At 69.1% G+C, this 15,395-nt stretch carries 12 protein-coding genes; 2 read left to right on the top strand and 10 right to left on the bottom strand.

Translation table 11 applies throughout. The features are described from left to right. Nucleotides 1-15: 15 nt before the first annotated feature. Nucleotides 16-1,587 (top strand): beta-N-acetylhexosaminidase, encoded by a 1,572-nt coding sequence (locus KCH48_RS23800; protein ID WP_210576725.1) that lies wholly within the window; start codon nucleotides 16-18, stop codon nucleotides 1,585-1,587. Nucleotides 1,588-1,717: 130 nt separating this feature from the next. Here the strand turns inward: KCH48_RS23800 and KCH48_RS23795 are convergent, their stop codons facing one another. From KCH48_RS23795 to KCH48_RS23750, 10 genes are all read right to left on the bottom strand, one after another. Further along, nucleotides 1,718-3,487, bottom strand: a complete 1,770-nt coding sequence (locus KCH48_RS23795; protein ID WP_210576724.1) for an IucA/IucC family siderophore biosynthesis protein — start codon at nucleotides 3,485-3,487, stop codon at nucleotides 1,718-1,720. Then, on the bottom strand, nucleotides 3,484-4,020 hold the full coding sequence (locus tag KCH48_RS23790) for a GNAT family N-acetyltransferase (RefSeq protein WP_210576803.1): 537 nt from the start codon (nucleotides 4,018-4,020) through the stop codon (nucleotides 3,484-3,486). The genes KCH48_RS23795 and KCH48_RS23790 overlap by 4 nt, the downstream gene beginning before the upstream one ends. 5 nt (nucleotides 4,021-4,025) lie before the next feature. Next, complete coding sequence (locus tag KCH48_RS23785) at nucleotides 4,026-5,303, bottom strand: lysine N(6)-hydroxylase/L-ornithine N(5)-oxygenase family protein (RefSeq protein ID WP_210576723.1); 1,278 nt, start codon at nucleotides 5,301-5,303, stop codon at nucleotides 4,026-4,028. Then, nucleotides 5,287-6,729, bottom strand: coding sequence for a lysine decarboxylase DesA (gene desA / locus KCH48_RS23780; RefSeq protein WP_210576722.1), 1,443 nt, complete (start codon nucleotides 6,727-6,729; stop codon nucleotides 5,287-5,289). Before desA ends, KCH48_RS23785 begins: the two co-directional genes overlap by 17 nt. 106 nt (nucleotides 6,730-6,835) lie before the next feature. Continuing rightward, a complete protein-coding gene (locus tag KCH48_RS23775; protein ID WP_210576721.1) occupies nucleotides 6,836-7,645 on the bottom strand; it encodes a siderophore-interacting protein in 810 nt (269 codons plus the stop codon). 109 nt (nucleotides 7,646-7,754) lie between these two features. Continuing rightward, a complete protein-coding gene (locus KCH48_RS23770; RefSeq protein WP_210576720.1) occupies nucleotides 7,755-8,801 on the bottom strand; it encodes an ABC transporter substrate-binding protein in 1,047 nt (348 codons plus the stop codon). A gap of 133 nt (nucleotides 8,802-8,934) precedes the next feature. Continuing rightward, a complete protein-coding gene (locus KCH48_RS23765; protein WP_210576719.1) occupies nucleotides 8,935-10,095 on the bottom strand; it encodes an acyl-CoA dehydrogenase family protein in 1,161 nt (386 codons plus the stop codon). A 6-nt stretch (nucleotides 10,096-10,101) separates the two neighbouring features. Then, entirely contained in the window at nucleotides 10,102-11,058 is a 957-nt protein-coding gene (locus tag KCH48_RS23760; protein WP_246885752.1) for a hydroxymethylglutaryl-CoA lyase, read from the bottom strand. Next, nucleotides 11,055-13,052 carry a biotin carboxylase N-terminal domain-containing protein gene (locus KCH48_RS23755; protein WP_210576801.1) on the bottom strand — a complete coding sequence of 666 codons (1,998 nt, stop codon included), beginning with the start codon at nucleotides 13,050-13,052 and terminating at the stop codon, nucleotides 11,055-11,057. The genes KCH48_RS23760 and KCH48_RS23755 overlap by 4 nt, the downstream gene beginning before the upstream one ends. 44 nt (nucleotides 13,053-13,096) lie before the next feature. Beyond that, the gene (locus KCH48_RS23750) at nucleotides 13,097-14,713 is read right to left on the bottom strand and encodes a carboxyl transferase domain-containing protein (protein ID WP_210576718.1); all 1,617 of its coding nucleotides are present in this window, start codon (nucleotides 14,711-14,713) and stop codon (nucleotides 13,097-13,099) included. Between the two features lie 86 nt (nucleotides 14,714-14,799). Between KCH48_RS23750 and KCH48_RS23745 the strand changes: the two genes are divergently transcribed. After that, complete coding sequence (locus tag KCH48_RS23745; RefSeq protein WP_210576717.1) at nucleotides 14,800-15,393, top strand: TetR/AcrR family transcriptional regulator; 594 nt, start codon at nucleotides 14,800-14,802, stop codon at nucleotides 15,391-15,393. Nucleotides 15,394-15,395: the final 2 nt, after the last annotated feature.

Below are 15,395 nucleotides of genomic sequence, written 5' to 3'. Positions count from 1 at the left end.
AGAACGACTCCCCGTATGTTCCGGCTCCTCGGTTCGCTGCTGCTGGTGACGGCGGCCGGCGCCTTCGCCGGCGGCGCGGCACCGGCCCCGCGGGCCGCCGCGACGCCGCTGGACCGGGTGATCCCGGCCCCCACCTCGGTCGACGCGGGCGGATCGCCGTACCGCATCACCGACTCCACCCGTATCCGTGTCGACGGCTCGCGCGAGGCACGCCGGGTCGGCGAGTATCTGGCGGACGTCCTGCGTCCCTCGACCGGTTATCGACTGCCGGTCACGACGTCCGGCTCCGGAGGCATCCAACTCCGGCTCGGCAAGGGCTCCTTCGGTGCGGAGGGCTACCGCCTGGACAGCGGGAGCAAGGGCGTCACCATCACGGCGGCGGGGCCCTCCGGGCTCTTCCACGGCGTCCAGACCCTGCGTCAGCTCCTCCCCGCCGCCGTCGAGAAGGACTCCGTGCAGCCCGGGCCGTGGCTGATCGCCGGCGGCACGATCAAGGACACCCCGCGGTACGGCTGGCGCGGCGCCATGCTCGACGTCTCCCGGCACTTCTTCACCGTCGACCAGGTCAAGCGCTACATCGACCAGCTCGCCCTGTACAAGATGAACAAGCTGCATCTGCACCTCAGCGACGACCAGGGCTGGCGCATCGCCATCGACTCCTGGCCGCGGCTGACGACGTACGGCGGCTCCACGCAGGTCGGCGGTGGCCCCGGCGGCTACTACACCAAGGCCGACTACAAGGAGATCGTCCGGTACGCGGGCTCCCGCCATCTGGAGGTCGTCCCCGAGATAGACATGCCCGGCCACACGAACGCCGCGCTGGCCTCGTACGCCGAGCTGAACTGCGACGGGGTGGCTCCGCCGCTCTACACCGGCACGGAGGTCGGCTTCAGCTCGCTGTGCGTGGACAAGGAGGTCACGTACGACTTCGTGGACGACGTGGTGCGGGAGTTGGCGGCGATCACGCCGGGGCGGTATCTGCACATCGGTGGGGATGAGGCGCATTCCACCAGCCATGAGGATTTCGTGAAGTTCATGGATCGGGTGCAGCCGATCGTCGCGAAGTACGGGAAGACGGTGGTGGGTTGGCATCAGCTGACCGGGGCCACTCCGGTGAAGGGGGCGCTTGCTCAGTACTGGGGGCTCGACTCCACCAGTGCGGAGGAGAAGGCGCAGGTCGCTGCGGCGGCGCGCGGCGGGACCGGGATTGTCCTCTCGCCGGCCGACCGGATCTACCTCGACATGAAGTACGACGCGAATACTCCGCTGGGGTTGTCGTGGGCGGGGTATGTCGAGGTGCAGCGGGCGTATGACTGGGATCCCGGGGAGTATCTCGCGGGGGTGCCTGCGTCGGCTGTTCGGGGTGTTGAGGCGCCGCTGTGGAGCGAGACGATCAGCAAGTCCGCGGATATCGAGTACATGGCGTTTCCGCGGTTGGCGGGGGTGGCTGAGTTGGGGTGGTCGCCGGCCTCCACGCATGACTGGGGTGACTACAGGGTGCGGCTTGCTGCGCAGGGCCTGCGGTGGGATGCGATGGGGATTGGGTACTACCGGTCTCCGCAGGTTCCGTGGGAATCGGTGTCGTGATTCGGCTGCGGGGCGGTGGGGGCTGGTCGCGCAGTTCCCCGCGCCCCTAAAGGGGCGCCCTCCCCGCGCCGGAAACAGCGACGGGCCCCCGGAGGACCGTACTCCGGGGGCCCGCCTGCCTGTTGGGGCTCTACAGCCCTGCGATCGGGTTCTTCAGGTTTCCGATCAGCTGGAGTGCGCCCGCCGGGTCCGCCAGGTCCACCATCTGCTTGTTGTTGCGGAGTTGGAGGCGGTTGAGGCAGGAGAGGGCGAACTCGGGGGCGAACATGTCGTACTGCTTGAATTTGTCGGCGAGTTCGGGCACCGAGTGCTGGTAGTCGCGGGTGACTTCGGCGACCGTGCGCCAGAAGGCGGCCTCGTCCAGGATTCCCTCGGCTGCCAGGTTCGCGGCGAGGAAGCGGAAGAAGCAGTCGAAGACGTCCGTGAAGATGGAGAGGAGTTTCTTGTCCTCCGGGACCTCCACGCGGAGCCGCTCGACCGTCGGCGGCAGGACCGCCTCCGGGTCCATCACGGCGATCTCCTCGGCGATGTCCTTGTAGATCGCGCGTTCCACTACGCCGTCCTTGAGGACGAGGATGACGTTCTCGCCGTGCGGCATGAACACCAGGTCGTAGGCGTAGAAGCTGTGGAGGAGCGGGGTGAAGTACGCCCGCAGGTAGCGGCGCAGCCACTCCGTCGGCGTCAGGCCGGACTGCTCGATCAGGGCGCCCGCGAAGGACGTGCCCTCGTGGTCGACGTGGACGAGGGCGGCCATGGTGGCCAGGGACTCGCCGTCCTGGAGGGACGCGACCGGGCTTTCGCGCCACAGGGCCGCGAGCATTTTGCGGTACGGCGAGTAGCGGTCCGTCGCCTTCTCGTACTCCAGGTGCCGGTAGCCGACGGCGGCGCGTTCGCGGATGATCGACAGGCCGGTGGACTTGAGGACCGGGTCGTTGTCGATGAGCTGGGCGAGCCAGTCGTTGATGGCGGGGGTGGCCTCCATGTAGGCGGCCGAGAGTCCGCGCATGAAGCCCATGTTGAGGACCGAGAGCGCTGTTTTGACGTAGTGCTTCTCAGGGCTGGTGCTGTTGAAGAAGGTGCGGATCGATTGCTGGGCCAGGTACTCGTCGTCGCCCTCGCCGAGGCAGACCAGGTGCTTCTGGGCGACCTCGGCGGCGAAGGTCACCGTCAGCTTGTTCCACCACTGCCAGGGGTGGACGGGGATGAGGAGATAGTCGGCGGGGTCGAGGTGCTGGTCGCGCAGGACGTCGTAGAAGCGCGCGACGGTGTCCTCGCCGAGCTCCTGCCGTACGAAGGACTCGTACTCGATGCCGACACCGGCCGTGAACGCGGCGCGTGAGCGGTGGGCCGCGAGCCAGACCAGGCGGACCGGGCTGGCGGTCTCGGGGGCGTACGAGAGGTACTCGTGGATGCCGAAGCCGAGCCGGCCGTTGTTGGCGACGAAGCAGGGGTGGCCCTCGGTCATGCCGGTCTCGATGGCCTGGAAGTCGCTCCGGGCCAGCTCCGCCGACGTGACCTGCGGCTTGGCGAGCTTGTAGCAGGTGCCGGAGAGGGTGGAGGAGATCTCCTCCAGGTAGACCGGCAGGACCTCGTCGCTCAGGCCGAGTGATGTCTTCAGCTCGATGAAGAAGTCGAGGGCGGCGAGGGGGAGTTCGGCGCCGTCGCGGCGGCGGGAGATCGAGTCGGCGTCGACCTGCCAGTGGTCGAGGGCGCGGACGACTGCCGTGAAGGTGTACCGGGTCAGGCCGTCGTCGCTGCGGACGACGTACCGGTCACCGTCCTTCTCGGGGGTGATCAGCCGCTCGTGCGCGAACTCGGCGAGCGCCTTGCGGACGAGGAGGCGGTTGGCCCGCTCCCAGCGCTCGGGGGAGAGGTGGGCCGTGGCGTCGGCGAGGGTCATCCGTGCACCGCCTTCTCGAAGTGGTCGCGGATGCAGAAACTCAGCAACGCCTTCTTCTCCGGCTTCTGTATCTCCCGCTCGGGGACGAACCCGACGGCTTCGTTCAGGGCGTGGACGGCCTTGTTGGCGATGTCCGGCTCGACGACGACGCGGGCGGTGCGCGGGTCTTCGAAGAGGTGGGCCATCACGGCGGTGATGACGGCCTTGGTGTAGCCGTGCACGGGCCGGTGGGTGGCCGGCACGAGGAAGTGCATGCCGACGTCGCCGGGCTGCGGGTCGTACAGGCCGACCAGTTCACGGTGTGCGGGGTCGTAGTACTCCATGAGGAAGGCGGGTTCGCCGTCGCGCAGTCCGAGCAGGGCGTGATGGTGTTCGTCGGCCGCGATCTCCATGTAGGCACGCTCGACGTCCTGCAACTTCGCGTCCTGCATCATCCAGTAGGCCGCCTTGGGGTGCGTGACCCAGGTGTGCAGCAGCTCGGCGTCGGTCAGGGGGTCGAGCGGGCGGAAGGTGAAGGTGAGGGGGCTCGTCATGGGGCTCATACGGCGAACTCCTGGAACGCGATGGTCTTCTCGACCGGGTAGTACTCGCTGCCGAGCAGCTCGCGGATGATGTAGCTGTTGCGGTACGCGGCCATGCCCAGGTCGGGGCTGGTGATGCTGTGGGTGTGGACGCCGGCGTTCTGCAGGAAGACGCCGCGGCCGGTCGTGTCGATCGAGTAGTTGCGGGCGACGTCGAAGTTGCCCTGCGAGTCGTAGACCAGCCGGTCGCGCACGGGCTTCAGGAACTCCGGCTCGGCGTAGTGGTAGCCGGTGGCCAGGACCAGGCCCTGGGTCTCGATCTCGTACTCCTTCTGCTGCTCCTCCTGGCGCAGGCCCAGCGTGTACGTGCCGTTCTCGTACCGTGCGCTGTTCAGCGAGGAGTTGGTGAGCAGGCGTGTGGGCACCGGGCCGCCGAGGTTCTTCTGGTAGAGCAGGTCGAAGATCTCGTTGATCAGGTCGCCGTCGATGCCCTTGAACAGGCCCTTCTGCTCGCTCGTGAGGCGGTAGCGGGTCTGTTCCGGCAGCGCGTGGAAGTAGTCGACGTACTCCGGCGACGTCATCTCCAACGTGAGCTTGGTGTACTCCAGCGGGAAGAAGCGCGGGGAGCGGGTCACCCAGTTCAGCCGGTAGCCGTGGACGTCGATCTCGCTGAGGAGGTCGTAGTAGATCTCCGCGGCGGACTGGCCGGAGCCGACGAGTGTGATCGAGTCCTTCTTCTGCAGCTCCGCCTTGTTCTGCATGTAGCGGGAGTTGTGGAAGAAGTCGCCGCCCAGTTCGCGCACCGCCTCGGGGTAGTACGGCGAGGTGCCGGTGCCGAGGACCAGGTGGCGGGCGCGGAAGGTGTCGCCGGCCGCTGTCTTCACGACGTAAAGATCGTCCTCGTACGTCACTTCCGTCACCGTCGTGCCGAAGCGGACGCTGCTGAGTTTGCCGGCGGCCCAGCGGCAGTAGTCGTCGTACTCGACGCGCAGGGGATAGAAGTTCTCGCGGATGTAGAACGAGTACAACCGGCCCTGTTCTTTGAGGTAGTTGAGGAAGGAGTACGGCGACGTCGGGTCGGCGAGGGTGACCAGGTCCGACATGAACGGGGTCTGGAGGTGGGCGCCGTCCAGGAACATGCCCGCGTGCCACTCGAAGTTGGGCTTCGACTCCAGGAAGATCCCGTCGAGTTCGTCGATGGGCTCGGTCAGGCAGGCCAGGCCGAGATTGAAGGGGCCGAGGCCTATCCCGACGAAGTCGAGGGTCTTTGCAGAGGCTTCAGGAAGCGCGGACAACGGTCTCTCCCAGGTACTGCTCGGCGTGGCCGGCGATCAGATCGAGGACGGCGGCGATGTCGGATGCCTGTGTCTCGGGGTTGAGCAGGGTGAACTTCAGGTAGTGGCGGCCGCCGACCTTGGTGCCCGCGACCACCGCGTCACCGGAGGCGAACAGGGCCTTGCGGGCGTACAGGTTGGCCCGGTCGATCTCGGCGGGGTCGGTGACGGCGGCCGGGATGTAGCGGAAGACGAGGGTGGAGAGCGACGGCTGAACGACCACGTCGAAGCGCGGGTCGGCGGCGAGCAGCTGCCAGCCCTCGACGGCCAGGTCGCAAACCTCGTCGAAGAGCTGGCCGATCCCGTCGGCGCCCATCGTCCGCAGCGTCATCCACAGCTTGAGCGCGTCGAAGCGGCGGGTGGTCTGCAGGGACTTGTCGACCTGGTTGGGTATGCGCTCCTGCACCATCCGGCGCGGGTTGAGGTACTCCGCGTGGTAGGTGGCGTGCTGCAGGGTGGCGGCGTCGCGGACCAGCACGGCCGATGAACTCACCGGCTGGAAGAAGGACTTGTGGTAGTCGACGGTGACGGAGTCGGCGCGCTCGATGCCGTCGATGCGGTCGCGGTACTTGATCGAGGCGAGGAGTCCGCAGCCGTACGCGGCGTCGACGTGCATCCAGGTGCCGTACTGCTCGCACAGCTCGGCGATCTCGGGCAGCGGGTCGATGGAGCCGAAGTCGGTGGTGCCGGCGGTGGCGACGACGGCCATGGGGACCAGGCCGTCCTTCTTGCAGCGCTCCAGCTGATGGGCGAGTGCCACGGTCTGCATGCGCTTGTCGTGGTCGACGGGGATCGAGACGACGGAGTCGGGGCTCAGGCCGAGCAGCTTCGCGGACTTCTTCACGCTGAAGTGGCTGACGTCGGAGGCGAAGATCCGCAGCTTGGCGAAGGAGTCGGACTTCGCTTCCTCGCGGGCCAGCAGCAGCGCCTGGAGGTTGGACTGCGTGCCTCCGGAGGTGAACACCCCGTCGGAGGCCGGGCCGAGGCCGATACGGGCCGTGGTCCAGTCGATGAGCTTGCGCTCGATGAGGGTGCCGCCGGCCGACTGGTCCCAGGTGTCCAGGGAGGAGTTGACGGCGGAGAGGACCGCCTCGCCGACCACGGCCGGGATGACGACCGGGCAGTTGAGGTGGGCGAGGTAGCGGGGGTGGTGGAAGTAGATCGCGTCCCGGAGGTAGACGTCCTCCAGTTCGTCGAGGACCGCGGCGGTGTCGTGCAGCGGCCGGTCGAGGTCGATCGCGTCGATACGGGGGGCGAGGGCGTCGACCGTGATGCCGGTGAACGGACGGTCGGTGGTGGCGAGTTTGGCCGCCACCCGCTCGATTCCCTCGGTCACGGAGCTGCGATACCGCTCCGCGGTCGTGTCATTGAGCAGGTGCGAGCGCATGTGGGGTGTCCTCCGATGGGGCGTCAACTTAGGTTAGCCTAACCTAAGTAACGCAGGCTAAGGGCGGCCTCGCCCGTGACCGTGATCACTTCGGTCCCGGTGGCGACTATTCGGCTGCGCGCAGCTGTTCCTCGGTCATGCCGTGCCGCCAGTAGCCGACGAACGTCACCCGGCGCCGGTCGATCCCGCGTTCACCGACGAAATGCCGGCGCAGCTCCTTCACACAGCCGGACTCACCGGCGATCCAGACGTACGGGCGCTCGGCGGCGGGGAGTTCGGCGGCGCGGATCGCATCGAGGGCGTTCTCCCGGACCAGCCAGGTGATCTCGGCGTCCGCCTCCGTCACCAGGTCCTGGATGTCACCGGCATGGTGCACCTCCAGCCAGACCCGGGCACGGGTACCGGCCGGCAGCGACTCGACGATGGCGGAGACGGCCGGTACGGCGGTCTCGTCGCCCCAGATCACCACGAGGTCGGTGTCGGCGGGCGGCCGGAACCGAATGGCCCGGTTGTCGGCGATCGCTGGTCCGAGCAGCTGCACCTTGTCCCCGGCGGCGGCCCGCGAGGCCCACCGGGAGGCAGGTCCGGCAGGCTCGTGCAGCACGAAGTCGATGTCGATCTCGTCGGGGTTCCGGCGCAGAGACCGGAGTGAGTACGACCGCATCACGGCCCGCACGTCGTCGGGCTGTTCGCGCCACGCCTGCCACCAGCCGTCGCCGAGCTCGGCGGGGACGCGGGGCTCGGTCTGGCCCTCGGCGGGGATGAACAACGACAGCGACTGGTCACACCCGTCGGAGTGAAAGTCCCGCAACTCGTCCCCGGCAAAGGTGACCCGGACCAGAGAGGGCCCGAGCCGCTGAGTCCGTACGACGTGGAGGGAGAAGAACCGGAAGGGGGCGACGACGGCGGTAGACATGGGGGTAACTCCTGAATGGGCGTCAGGGGAACTGACCCAGGGGCGCGGGGAACTGCGCGACCAGCCACAGCGGGCCCGCAGTCACCCCACCAAGCTCAACCACCCCTGATCAGCTGACCTTCTTCGCCTTCTCAAGAGCCTCCGCAAGGTTCTCAAGAAGCGGCGTGCACTTGTCATACGACAGAATCGGCTCCGGCGACCGAGCAATGACCTGCCCCGCCTTCACCGCCGGCAACTGCTTCCACGTGCCCTCAGCGATGTCCGCCGGCTGAATCGTCGAAGACCGGTCGTCCATCATGATGACGTCCGCCCCGTACTTGTCGACGTTCTCCCAGCTGAGGCTCTCGAACCAACCACCGGTCGCCTCCTTCGCCTTCTCCGGGGGCTCGACGAAGTTCACGCCGAGAGCCTTGAAGTACTCCAGGTCGATGGAGAAGTTGGTGCCGGACACGTAGAAGAGGTCCGCGCTCGCGGAGCCGGCCAGCACCTTGATGTCGGGCTTCGACTTGGCCGCGGCCCGCAGCCGGGCGGCCGCGTCCTCGAACTTCTTCTTGGACTGGACGACCTTGTCGGCCGTCATGTCGGCGCCGAGCGACTCGGCCAGCTCCCACATGCGCGCCAGCGGCTTGGTCAGCTGCCGGTCGTAGACCGAGATGGCGGCGCTCGGCGCGAGCTTGGCGATCTTGTCCTTGGACGCCTCGGGGACGTACCAGAGGGTGCCGGCGCTGTCGAAGGTCGTGGAGATGAGGACGTCGGGCTGGAAGGCGGCGTACTGCTCGACGTTGAACGCGTCCCAGACGTTGCCGAAGACCGTCAGCTTGCTGACGTCCATGTCGCCGGCCTGCACATCCGCCTTGCCGGACTTGGTCTTGGTCGGGCCGAAGACGCCCTTGACCTCGATGCCGTAGTCGTAGAGGGCGGCGGCGACACCGGTGAAGGCGACGATCTTCGTGGGGACTTCGTCCAGCTTCACGGTCGTACCGCGGTCGTCCTTGAACGACCAGGGGCCGGTAGCCTTCGCGGAGGCCGTCGACTCAGAGCCACCGCTCTTCGCGTCGTCGTCTCCGCAGGCCGCGAGCGCGGCACCGAGGCCGAGGGCGCCACCGGCGGCGAGGATGCCACGGCGGGTGAAGTGGGTGGCTCTGGCGTTGGACATGGTGTGACTGCTTTCGAACGGGGCGAAGCGCCCGCCGGACAAGTTCGAACGTAGGTTAGCCTAACCTCACCACTTGTCCAGGGGTGGGTCGCCCCCCGGTCCGAAGCCTGTGCGCACCCTGTGACCTGCGGTTTCAGGTGGTCAGCCCCAACTCCCGTGCGATCAGCATCCGTTGGACCTCGCTGGTGCCCTCACCGATTTCCAGGATCTTCGAGTCGCGCCACATGCGGGCCACCGGGTATTCGTTCATGAAGCCGTAGCCGCCGTGGATCTGGGTCGCCTCGCGGGCGTTGTCCACCGCGATCGTCGACGAGTAGAGCTTGGCCAGGGCCGCCTCCTTCTTGAAGGGTTCCCCGGCGACCAGGCGGGAGGCCGCGTCACGCCAGGCCAGTCGGGATGTGTGGGCCTTCATCTCCATGTCGGCGATCTTGAACTGGATCGCCTGGTTGGCGCCGATCGGGCGGCCGAACGCGTGCCGTTCCTTCGCGTACTTCAGTGACTCGTCCACACAGCCCTGGGCCAGGCCCGTCGCCAGGGCCGCGATGGCGACACGGCCCTCGTCGAGGATGTGCAGGAACTGGGCGTAGCCCCGGCCCTGTTCACCCAGCAGGTTCGCCGCCGGAACCCGGACGTCGGAGAAGGACAGCTCGCGGGTGTCGGAGGCGTTCCAGCCGACCTTCGAGTAGGGCGGGGCGACGGTGAAGCCCGGGGTTCCCGACGGGACGATGATCGCGGAGATCAGCGGCCTGCCGTCCGGCTTGCGGCCCGTCACCGCCGTGACCGTCACCAGACCCGTGATGTCCGTACCGGAGTTGGTGATGAAGCACTTCGTGCCGTTGATCACCCATTCGTCCGTCTCGGCGTCCAGCCGGGCCGTCGTCCGCGTCGCGCCCGCGTCGCTGCCGCCGTCCGGTTCGGTCAGGCCGAAGGCGCCGAGGATCTCGCCGGTGCACAGGCGGGGGAGCCACTCGCGCTTCTGCTCCTCGGTGCCGAAGAGGTGGATCGGCATCGCGCCGAGCGAGACGCCGGCCTCCAGGGTGATGGCCACCGAGGAGTCCACGCGGGCGAGTTCCTCCAGGGCGATGCCCAGCGCCAGATAGTCGCCGCCCATACCGCCGTACTCCTCCGGGAACGGCAGCCCGAACAGGCCCATGCGGCCCATCTCGCGGATGATCTCGTACGGGAATTCATGGTGCTCGTAGAACTCGCCGATCTTGGGGGCGACCACGTCGTGTGCGAACTGCTCGACCGTACGCCGGAGTTCTTCGAGTTCGGGGGACAGACGGTGGTCCATGGCAGATCACTGCTCCTTGTGGGGCTGTGGTGTGGTACCGAGTGCGCGGACGGCGCGGGACGGGCTGGGTCGGCCCAGGTGGGCGGCCATCCAGACGCTGGTGGCGACGAGACGGCCGAGGTCTACTCCGGTGTCGATGCCGAGTCCTTGGAGCATCCACACGAGGTCTTCGGTGGCGAGGTTGCCGGTGGCGGACTTGGCGTACGGGCAGCCGCCGAGGCCGCCCGCCGAGGCGTCGACGGTGGTGACGCCGTGCTGCAGCGCGGCCAGGGTGTTGGCCAGCGCCTGGCCGTACGTGTCGTGGAAGTGCACGCCCAAGGCGCTGGTCGGGACGTGCTGTTCATTGAGTGCCCTGAGCAGTTCGAGGACATGGCCCGGGGTCGCCACGCCGATCGTGTCGCCGAGGCTCAGCTCGTCGCAGCCCATGTCCAGCAGGGTTCTGGCGACGTGCGCGACCTGGTGGACGGGGACCGGGCCCTCCCACGGGTCGCCGAAGCACATCGACAGATAGCCGCGTACGTGGACCTGCTCGGCCTTCGCCCGCAAGACCACCGGCTCGAACATGGCCAGCGCCTCGTCGAGCGTCCGGTTGAGGTTGGCCTTGGCGAAGGTCTCGGTGGCGCTGGCGAAGACGGCGACGCGGGTGGCGCCGAGGGACAGCGCCCGGTCCAGCCCGCGTTCGTTCGGCACGAGCACCGGGAGCGCGACCGGCAGCCCGCTCACGGCCGGGAACAGCTCTTCCGCGTCCGCGAGTTGAGGCACCCACTTGGGGTGGACGAAGCTGGTTGCCTCGATCGTCGTCAGGCCCGAGTCGGCCAGCCGGCGGATGAACTCCGCCTTGATCTCGGTCGGCACGGTCGACTTCTCGTTCTGCAGTCCGTCGCGCGCGCCGACCTCGTGGATCCGCACCCGCGCGGGCAGACCCTGGGCGGGTACGACCATGGGGAGTCCCTGAACCGTCATTCCTCCGCCTCCTCGTGCGGTGCGACGACCGCCAGTACCTGGTCCATGGCGACCGTCGTGCCCGGCGCCACATCCAGCTCGGCGACCGTGCCGGCGTGCGGGGCGGAGATGACGTGCTCCATCTTCATCGCCTCCACGACCAGCAGACTCTGACCGGCGGCCACCTCGTCACCGACGGCCACCTTCACGACCGTGACCGTCCCCGGCATCGGCGCGGTGAGCGAGTCGGCACCGGAGTGCGCGGCCCGGGTGAGCGAGGCGGCGACCGGGTCGTGGTCACGGACGTGCCAGGCGTCGCCGTCGCGGCCGATCCAGGTGCCGTCCGGCAGGGCGGCGAAGGTGTGGGCGATGCCGTCGAGCCGGCAGGTGAACCGGCCTCCGGGCCCGGGCAGCGGGCCCGCGGATCCCCGGAGAGGCTCGTCCGCAGCGTCCAGCAGCAGCTCGGTCCCGCCGTCCGGTGTGCTGCGTACGCGCACGGTCACCGGCTCGTGGCCCGGCACGCGCAGGTGGTGTGCCGTCCAGGCCCGCTCGCCGCCCAGCCGCCATCCGTCCGCGGCGCCGAACGGGTCGGCCCAGCCGGTGCCGCCGGCCGGCGCGAGCGCCGCCTGACGCAGCAGCGCCGCTGCCGCGTAGACCTCCGCGGGCACTTCGTCGAGTACGAGCCCGTCCACCTCCCGCTCGACCAGCCCCGTGTCCAACTCGCCCGCCATGACCGCCGGATGGGCCAGCAGCCGTCGCAGGAACCCCGCGTTCGTCTGCACGCCCAGCGTCACCGTCTCCCCGAGGGCGGCCCGGAGCTTCCTGAGCGCGGTCCCGCGGTCGGAGCCGTACGCGATCACCTTGGACAGCATCGGGTCGTACAGGCTGCCGACCTCGGTGCCCTCGCTGAGCCCGGAGTCGGTGCGGACGCCGTCACCCTGGGGCTCGCGCAGTTGCAGCACCGTGCCACCCGACGGGAGGAACCCGCGCGAGGGGTCCTCGGCGCAGACGCGGGCCTCGACCGCGTGCCCCGTCAGCCGGATCTCGTCCTGCGTGAACGGCAGCTGCTCACCCGCCGCCACCCGCAGCTGCCACTCCACCAGGTCCAGGCCTGTGATCAGCTCGGTCACCGGGTGCTCCACCTGGAGGCGGGTGTTCATCTCCATGAAGTAGTACGACGACGGATCGACGCCCGGGACGATGAACTCGACCGTGCCCGCGCCGACGTATCCGCACGAACGCGCCGCCTGGACCGCCGCCTCGCCCATGGACGCGCGCGTGGCCTCGTCGAGCAGGACCGAAGGCGCCTCCTCGATGATCTTCTGGTGGCGGCGCTGGAGGGAGCACTCGCGTTCGCCCAGGTGGATCACGTTCCCGTGGGCGTCCGCCAGGACCTGGATCTCGATGTGCCGGGGCCGGTCGATCCACCGCTCGACGAGGAGCGTGTCGTCGCCGAAGGAGGCCGCGGCCTCGCGCCGGGCCGCCGCGATCTCCTCGTCCAGCACGGCGAGGTCCCGCACCAGGCGCATGCCCTTGCCGCCACCGCCGGCGCTGGGCTTCAGCAGCACGGGAGCGCCCAACTCGCGGGCGGCATCGGCGATTTCGGGGTCGCGTCCGCCGGGCACCACCGGCACCCCGGCCGCCTGCACCGTCTCCTTGGCCCGGATCTTGTCGCCCATGAGGGAGATCGCCTCGGCGGGCGGCCCGATGAAGGCCAGGCCCGCCTCGGCGCACGCGCGCGCGAACGCGGTGTTCTCGGCGAGGAAGCCGTACCCGGGGTGGACCGCCTGGGCACCCGTGCGGGCTGCCGCCTCCAGGATGCGCTCCACGGACAGATAGCTCTGTGCCGCCGGGGCGGGACCGATCCGTACCGCCGTGTCGGCCTCCCGGACGTGCCGGGCGTCGGCGTCAGCGTCGGAGAAGACGGCGACCGAGCGGACGCCCAGCGTGCGCAGCGTGCGGATGACCCGGACGGCGATCTCGCCCCGGTTGGCCACAAGCACGGTGTCGAACATGATCGTGTCGGGCATGGTCGTGTCGGACATGGTCGTAAGGTCCCTCACATCCGGAAGACGCCGAACTGGGGGTCACCCAGGGGCGCGTTGGCGCACGCGGTCAGGGCCAGGCCCAGCACCTGACGGGTGTCCAGCGGGTCGATGACGCCGTCGTCCCAGAGCCGGGCGGTGGCGTAGTAAGCGTTCCCCTGACGCTCGTACTGCGCACGGATCGGCGCTTTGAAGTCCTCTTCCTCGTCCTCGGGCCAGGACTCGCCGCGGGCCTCCAGCTGGTCCCGCTTGACGGTGGCGAGGACGGAGGCGGCCTGTTCGCCGCCCATCACTGAAATCTTGGCGCCGGGCCACATCCACAGGAAGCGGGGGGAGTAGGCCCGGCCGCACATCGAGTAGTTGCCCGCGCCGTACGACCCGCCGACCACGACCGTCAGCTTCGGCACGCGCGTGGTGGCGACCGCCGTCACCATCTTGGCGCCGTGCTTGGCGATGCCCCCGGCCTCGTAGTCCCGGCCGACCATGAACCCGGAGATGTTCTGCAGGAACACCAGCGGGATCCCGCGCTGGTCGCACAGCTCGATGAAGTGGGCGCCCTTCTGGGCGGACTCGGAGAACAGGATGCCGTTGTTGGCGACGATGCCGACCGGGTGGCCGTGGATCCGGGCGAAGCCGGTGACCAGGGTCTGCCCGAACTCGGATTTGAACTCGGAGAAGCGGGAGCCGTCGGTGACGCGCGCGACGATCTCGCGGACGTCGTACGGAGTGCGGGGGTCGGCGGGCACGGCGCCGTACAGCCCGTACGGGTCGACCTTCGGTTCCACGGCGGGCACCACATCCCAGGGCAGCGGCCCGCGTGCGGGAAGCGTGGCGACGATGTTGCGCACGATCCGCAGCGCGTGCGCGTCGTCCTCCGCGAGGTGGTCGGTCACGCCGGACACGCGCGCGTGGACCTCGCCGCCGCCGAGCTCCTCCGCGGTGACGACCTCGCCGGTGGCGGCCTTCACGAGCGGGGGCCCGCCGAGAAAGATGGTGCCCTGATTGCGGACGATCACGGCTTCGTCGCTCATCGCGGGGACGTAAGCCCCACCGGCCGTGCACGACCCCAGCACGGCCGCGATCTGCGGGATGCGGGCCGCGGACATCCGGGCCTGGTTGTAGAAGATCCGCCCGAAGTGCTCACGGTCGGGGAAGACCTCGTCCTGCATGGGGAGGAAGGCGCCGCCGGAGTCGACGAGATAGAGGCAGGGCAGCCGGTTCTCCAGGGCGACTTCCTGTGCCCGCAGATGCTTCTTCACGGTGATCGGGTAGTACGTGCCCCCCTTCACCGTGGCGTCATTGGCGACGATCACGCACTCGCGCCCGCCGACCCGCCCGATCCCGGCGATGACACCGGCAGCCGGGGCCTGTCCGTCGTACATCCCGTCGGCCGCGAGCGGGGCCAGCTCCAGGAAGGGCGAGCCGGGGTCGAGGAGGGCGTCGACCCGGTCGCGGGGCAGCAGCTTGCCGCGTGCGCGGTGTCGTGCGCGGGCCTTCTCGCCGCCGCCGAGCCGGGCGGCGGCGAGCTTGCCGCGCAGCTCCTCGACGAGCGCCAGCTGTGCCGCCTCGTTGGCCCGCCAGGCCTCCGACGCGGGGTCCGCCGCGCTGTGGAGCTCCGGTGCCTGTTGCATCCTGCGGTCCCCTCACCTTGTTAATGAGCGTTAACGCATTTCCTCCAGGTTAACGACCGCTAACCTCCCTGTCTAGAATTGGTTTCATGGCCACCAGAACCGACGCCCCCACCCGCCGTGAGCAGATCCTCAAGGAAGCGGCCCGGCTCTTCGCCGAGCGCGGCTTCCACGGGGTCGGAGTCGACGAGATAGGCGCCGCGGTGGGCATCAGCGGCCCCGGCCTCTACCGGCACTTCGCGGGCAAGGACGCGATGCTCGCGGAGCTGCTCGTCGGCATCAGCGGCCAGCTCCTGACCGGCGGAAAGCGCAGGGTCGCCGAGGCGGACGGCAACCCCGACGCGCTCCTCGACTCCCTCATCGAGGGCCACATCGACTTCGCCCTCGACGACCGCCCCCTCATCACCCTGCACGACCGCGAGCTGGACCGCCTCCGCGACAGCGACCGCAAGCTCGTACGGCAGCTGCAGCGGCAGTACGTCGAGCTGTGGGTGGAGGTGGTGCGCAAGGTCTACCCCGGCCTGACCGAGCCGACGGCCCGCTCGGCGGTGCACTCGGTCTTCGGCCTGCTGAACTCGACCCCGCACCTGGGGCGGCCGGGGTCCCTGCCGGGGCGCGCGGCTACGGCGGAGCTGCTGCACCGGATGGCGCGGGGGGCGTTCGGGGCGGCGGAGGTGGAGTGAGG

This window comes from Streptomyces sp. GESEQ-4 (assembly GCF_017948455.1).
Lineage (GTDB): Bacteria > Actinomycetota > Actinomycetes > Streptomycetales > Streptomycetaceae > Streptomyces.
This window is presented reverse-complemented; position numbering and strand designations above follow the sequence as displayed.

What these genes read in the sequence shown, in the direction of transcription:
- KCH48_RS23800 (WP_210576725.1), top strand. Translation starts at nt 16, where the DNA reads ATGTTCCGGCTCCTCGGTTCGCTGCTGCTGGTGACGGCGGCCGGCGCC.
- KCH48_RS23795 (WP_210576724.1), bottom strand. Translation starts at nt 3,487, where the DNA reads ATGACCCTCGCCGACGCCACGGCCCACCTCTCCCCCGAGCGCTGGGAG.
- KCH48_RS23790 (WP_210576803.1), bottom strand. Translation starts at nt 4,020, where the DNA reads ATGACGAGCCCCCTCACCTTCACCTTCCGCCCGCTCGACCCCCTGACC.
- desA (WP_210576722.1), bottom strand. Translation starts at nt 6,729, where the DNA reads ATGCGCTCGCACCTGCTCAATGACACGACCGCGGAGCGGTATCGCAGC.
- KCH48_RS23775 (WP_210576721.1), bottom strand. Translation starts at nt 7,645, where the DNA reads ATGTCTACCGCCGTCGTCGCCCCCTTCCGGTTCTTCTCCCTCCACGTC.
- KCH48_RS23770 (WP_210576720.1), bottom strand. Translation starts at nt 8,801, where the DNA reads ATGTCCAACGCCAGAGCCACCCACTTCACCCGCCGTGGCATCCTCGCC.
- KCH48_RS23765 (WP_210576719.1), bottom strand. Translation starts at nt 10,095, where the DNA reads ATGGACCACCGTCTGTCCCCCGAACTCGAAGAACTCCGGCGTACGGTC.
- KCH48_RS23760 (WP_246885752.1), bottom strand. Translation starts at nt 11,058, where the DNA reads ATGACGGTTCAGGGACTCCCCATGGTCGTACCCGCCCAGGGTCTGCCC.
- KCH48_RS23755 (WP_210576801.1), bottom strand. Translation starts at nt 13,052, where the DNA reads ATGTTCGACACCGTGCTTGTGGCCAACCGGGGCGAGATCGCCGTCCGG.
- KCH48_RS23750 (WP_210576718.1), bottom strand. Translation starts at nt 14,713, where the DNA reads ATGCAACAGGCACCGGAGCTCCACAGCGCGGCGGACCCCGCGTCGGAG.
- KCH48_RS23745 (WP_210576717.1), top strand. Translation starts at nt 14,800, where the DNA reads ATGGCCACCAGAACCGACGCCCCCACCCGCCGTGAGCAGATCCTCAAG.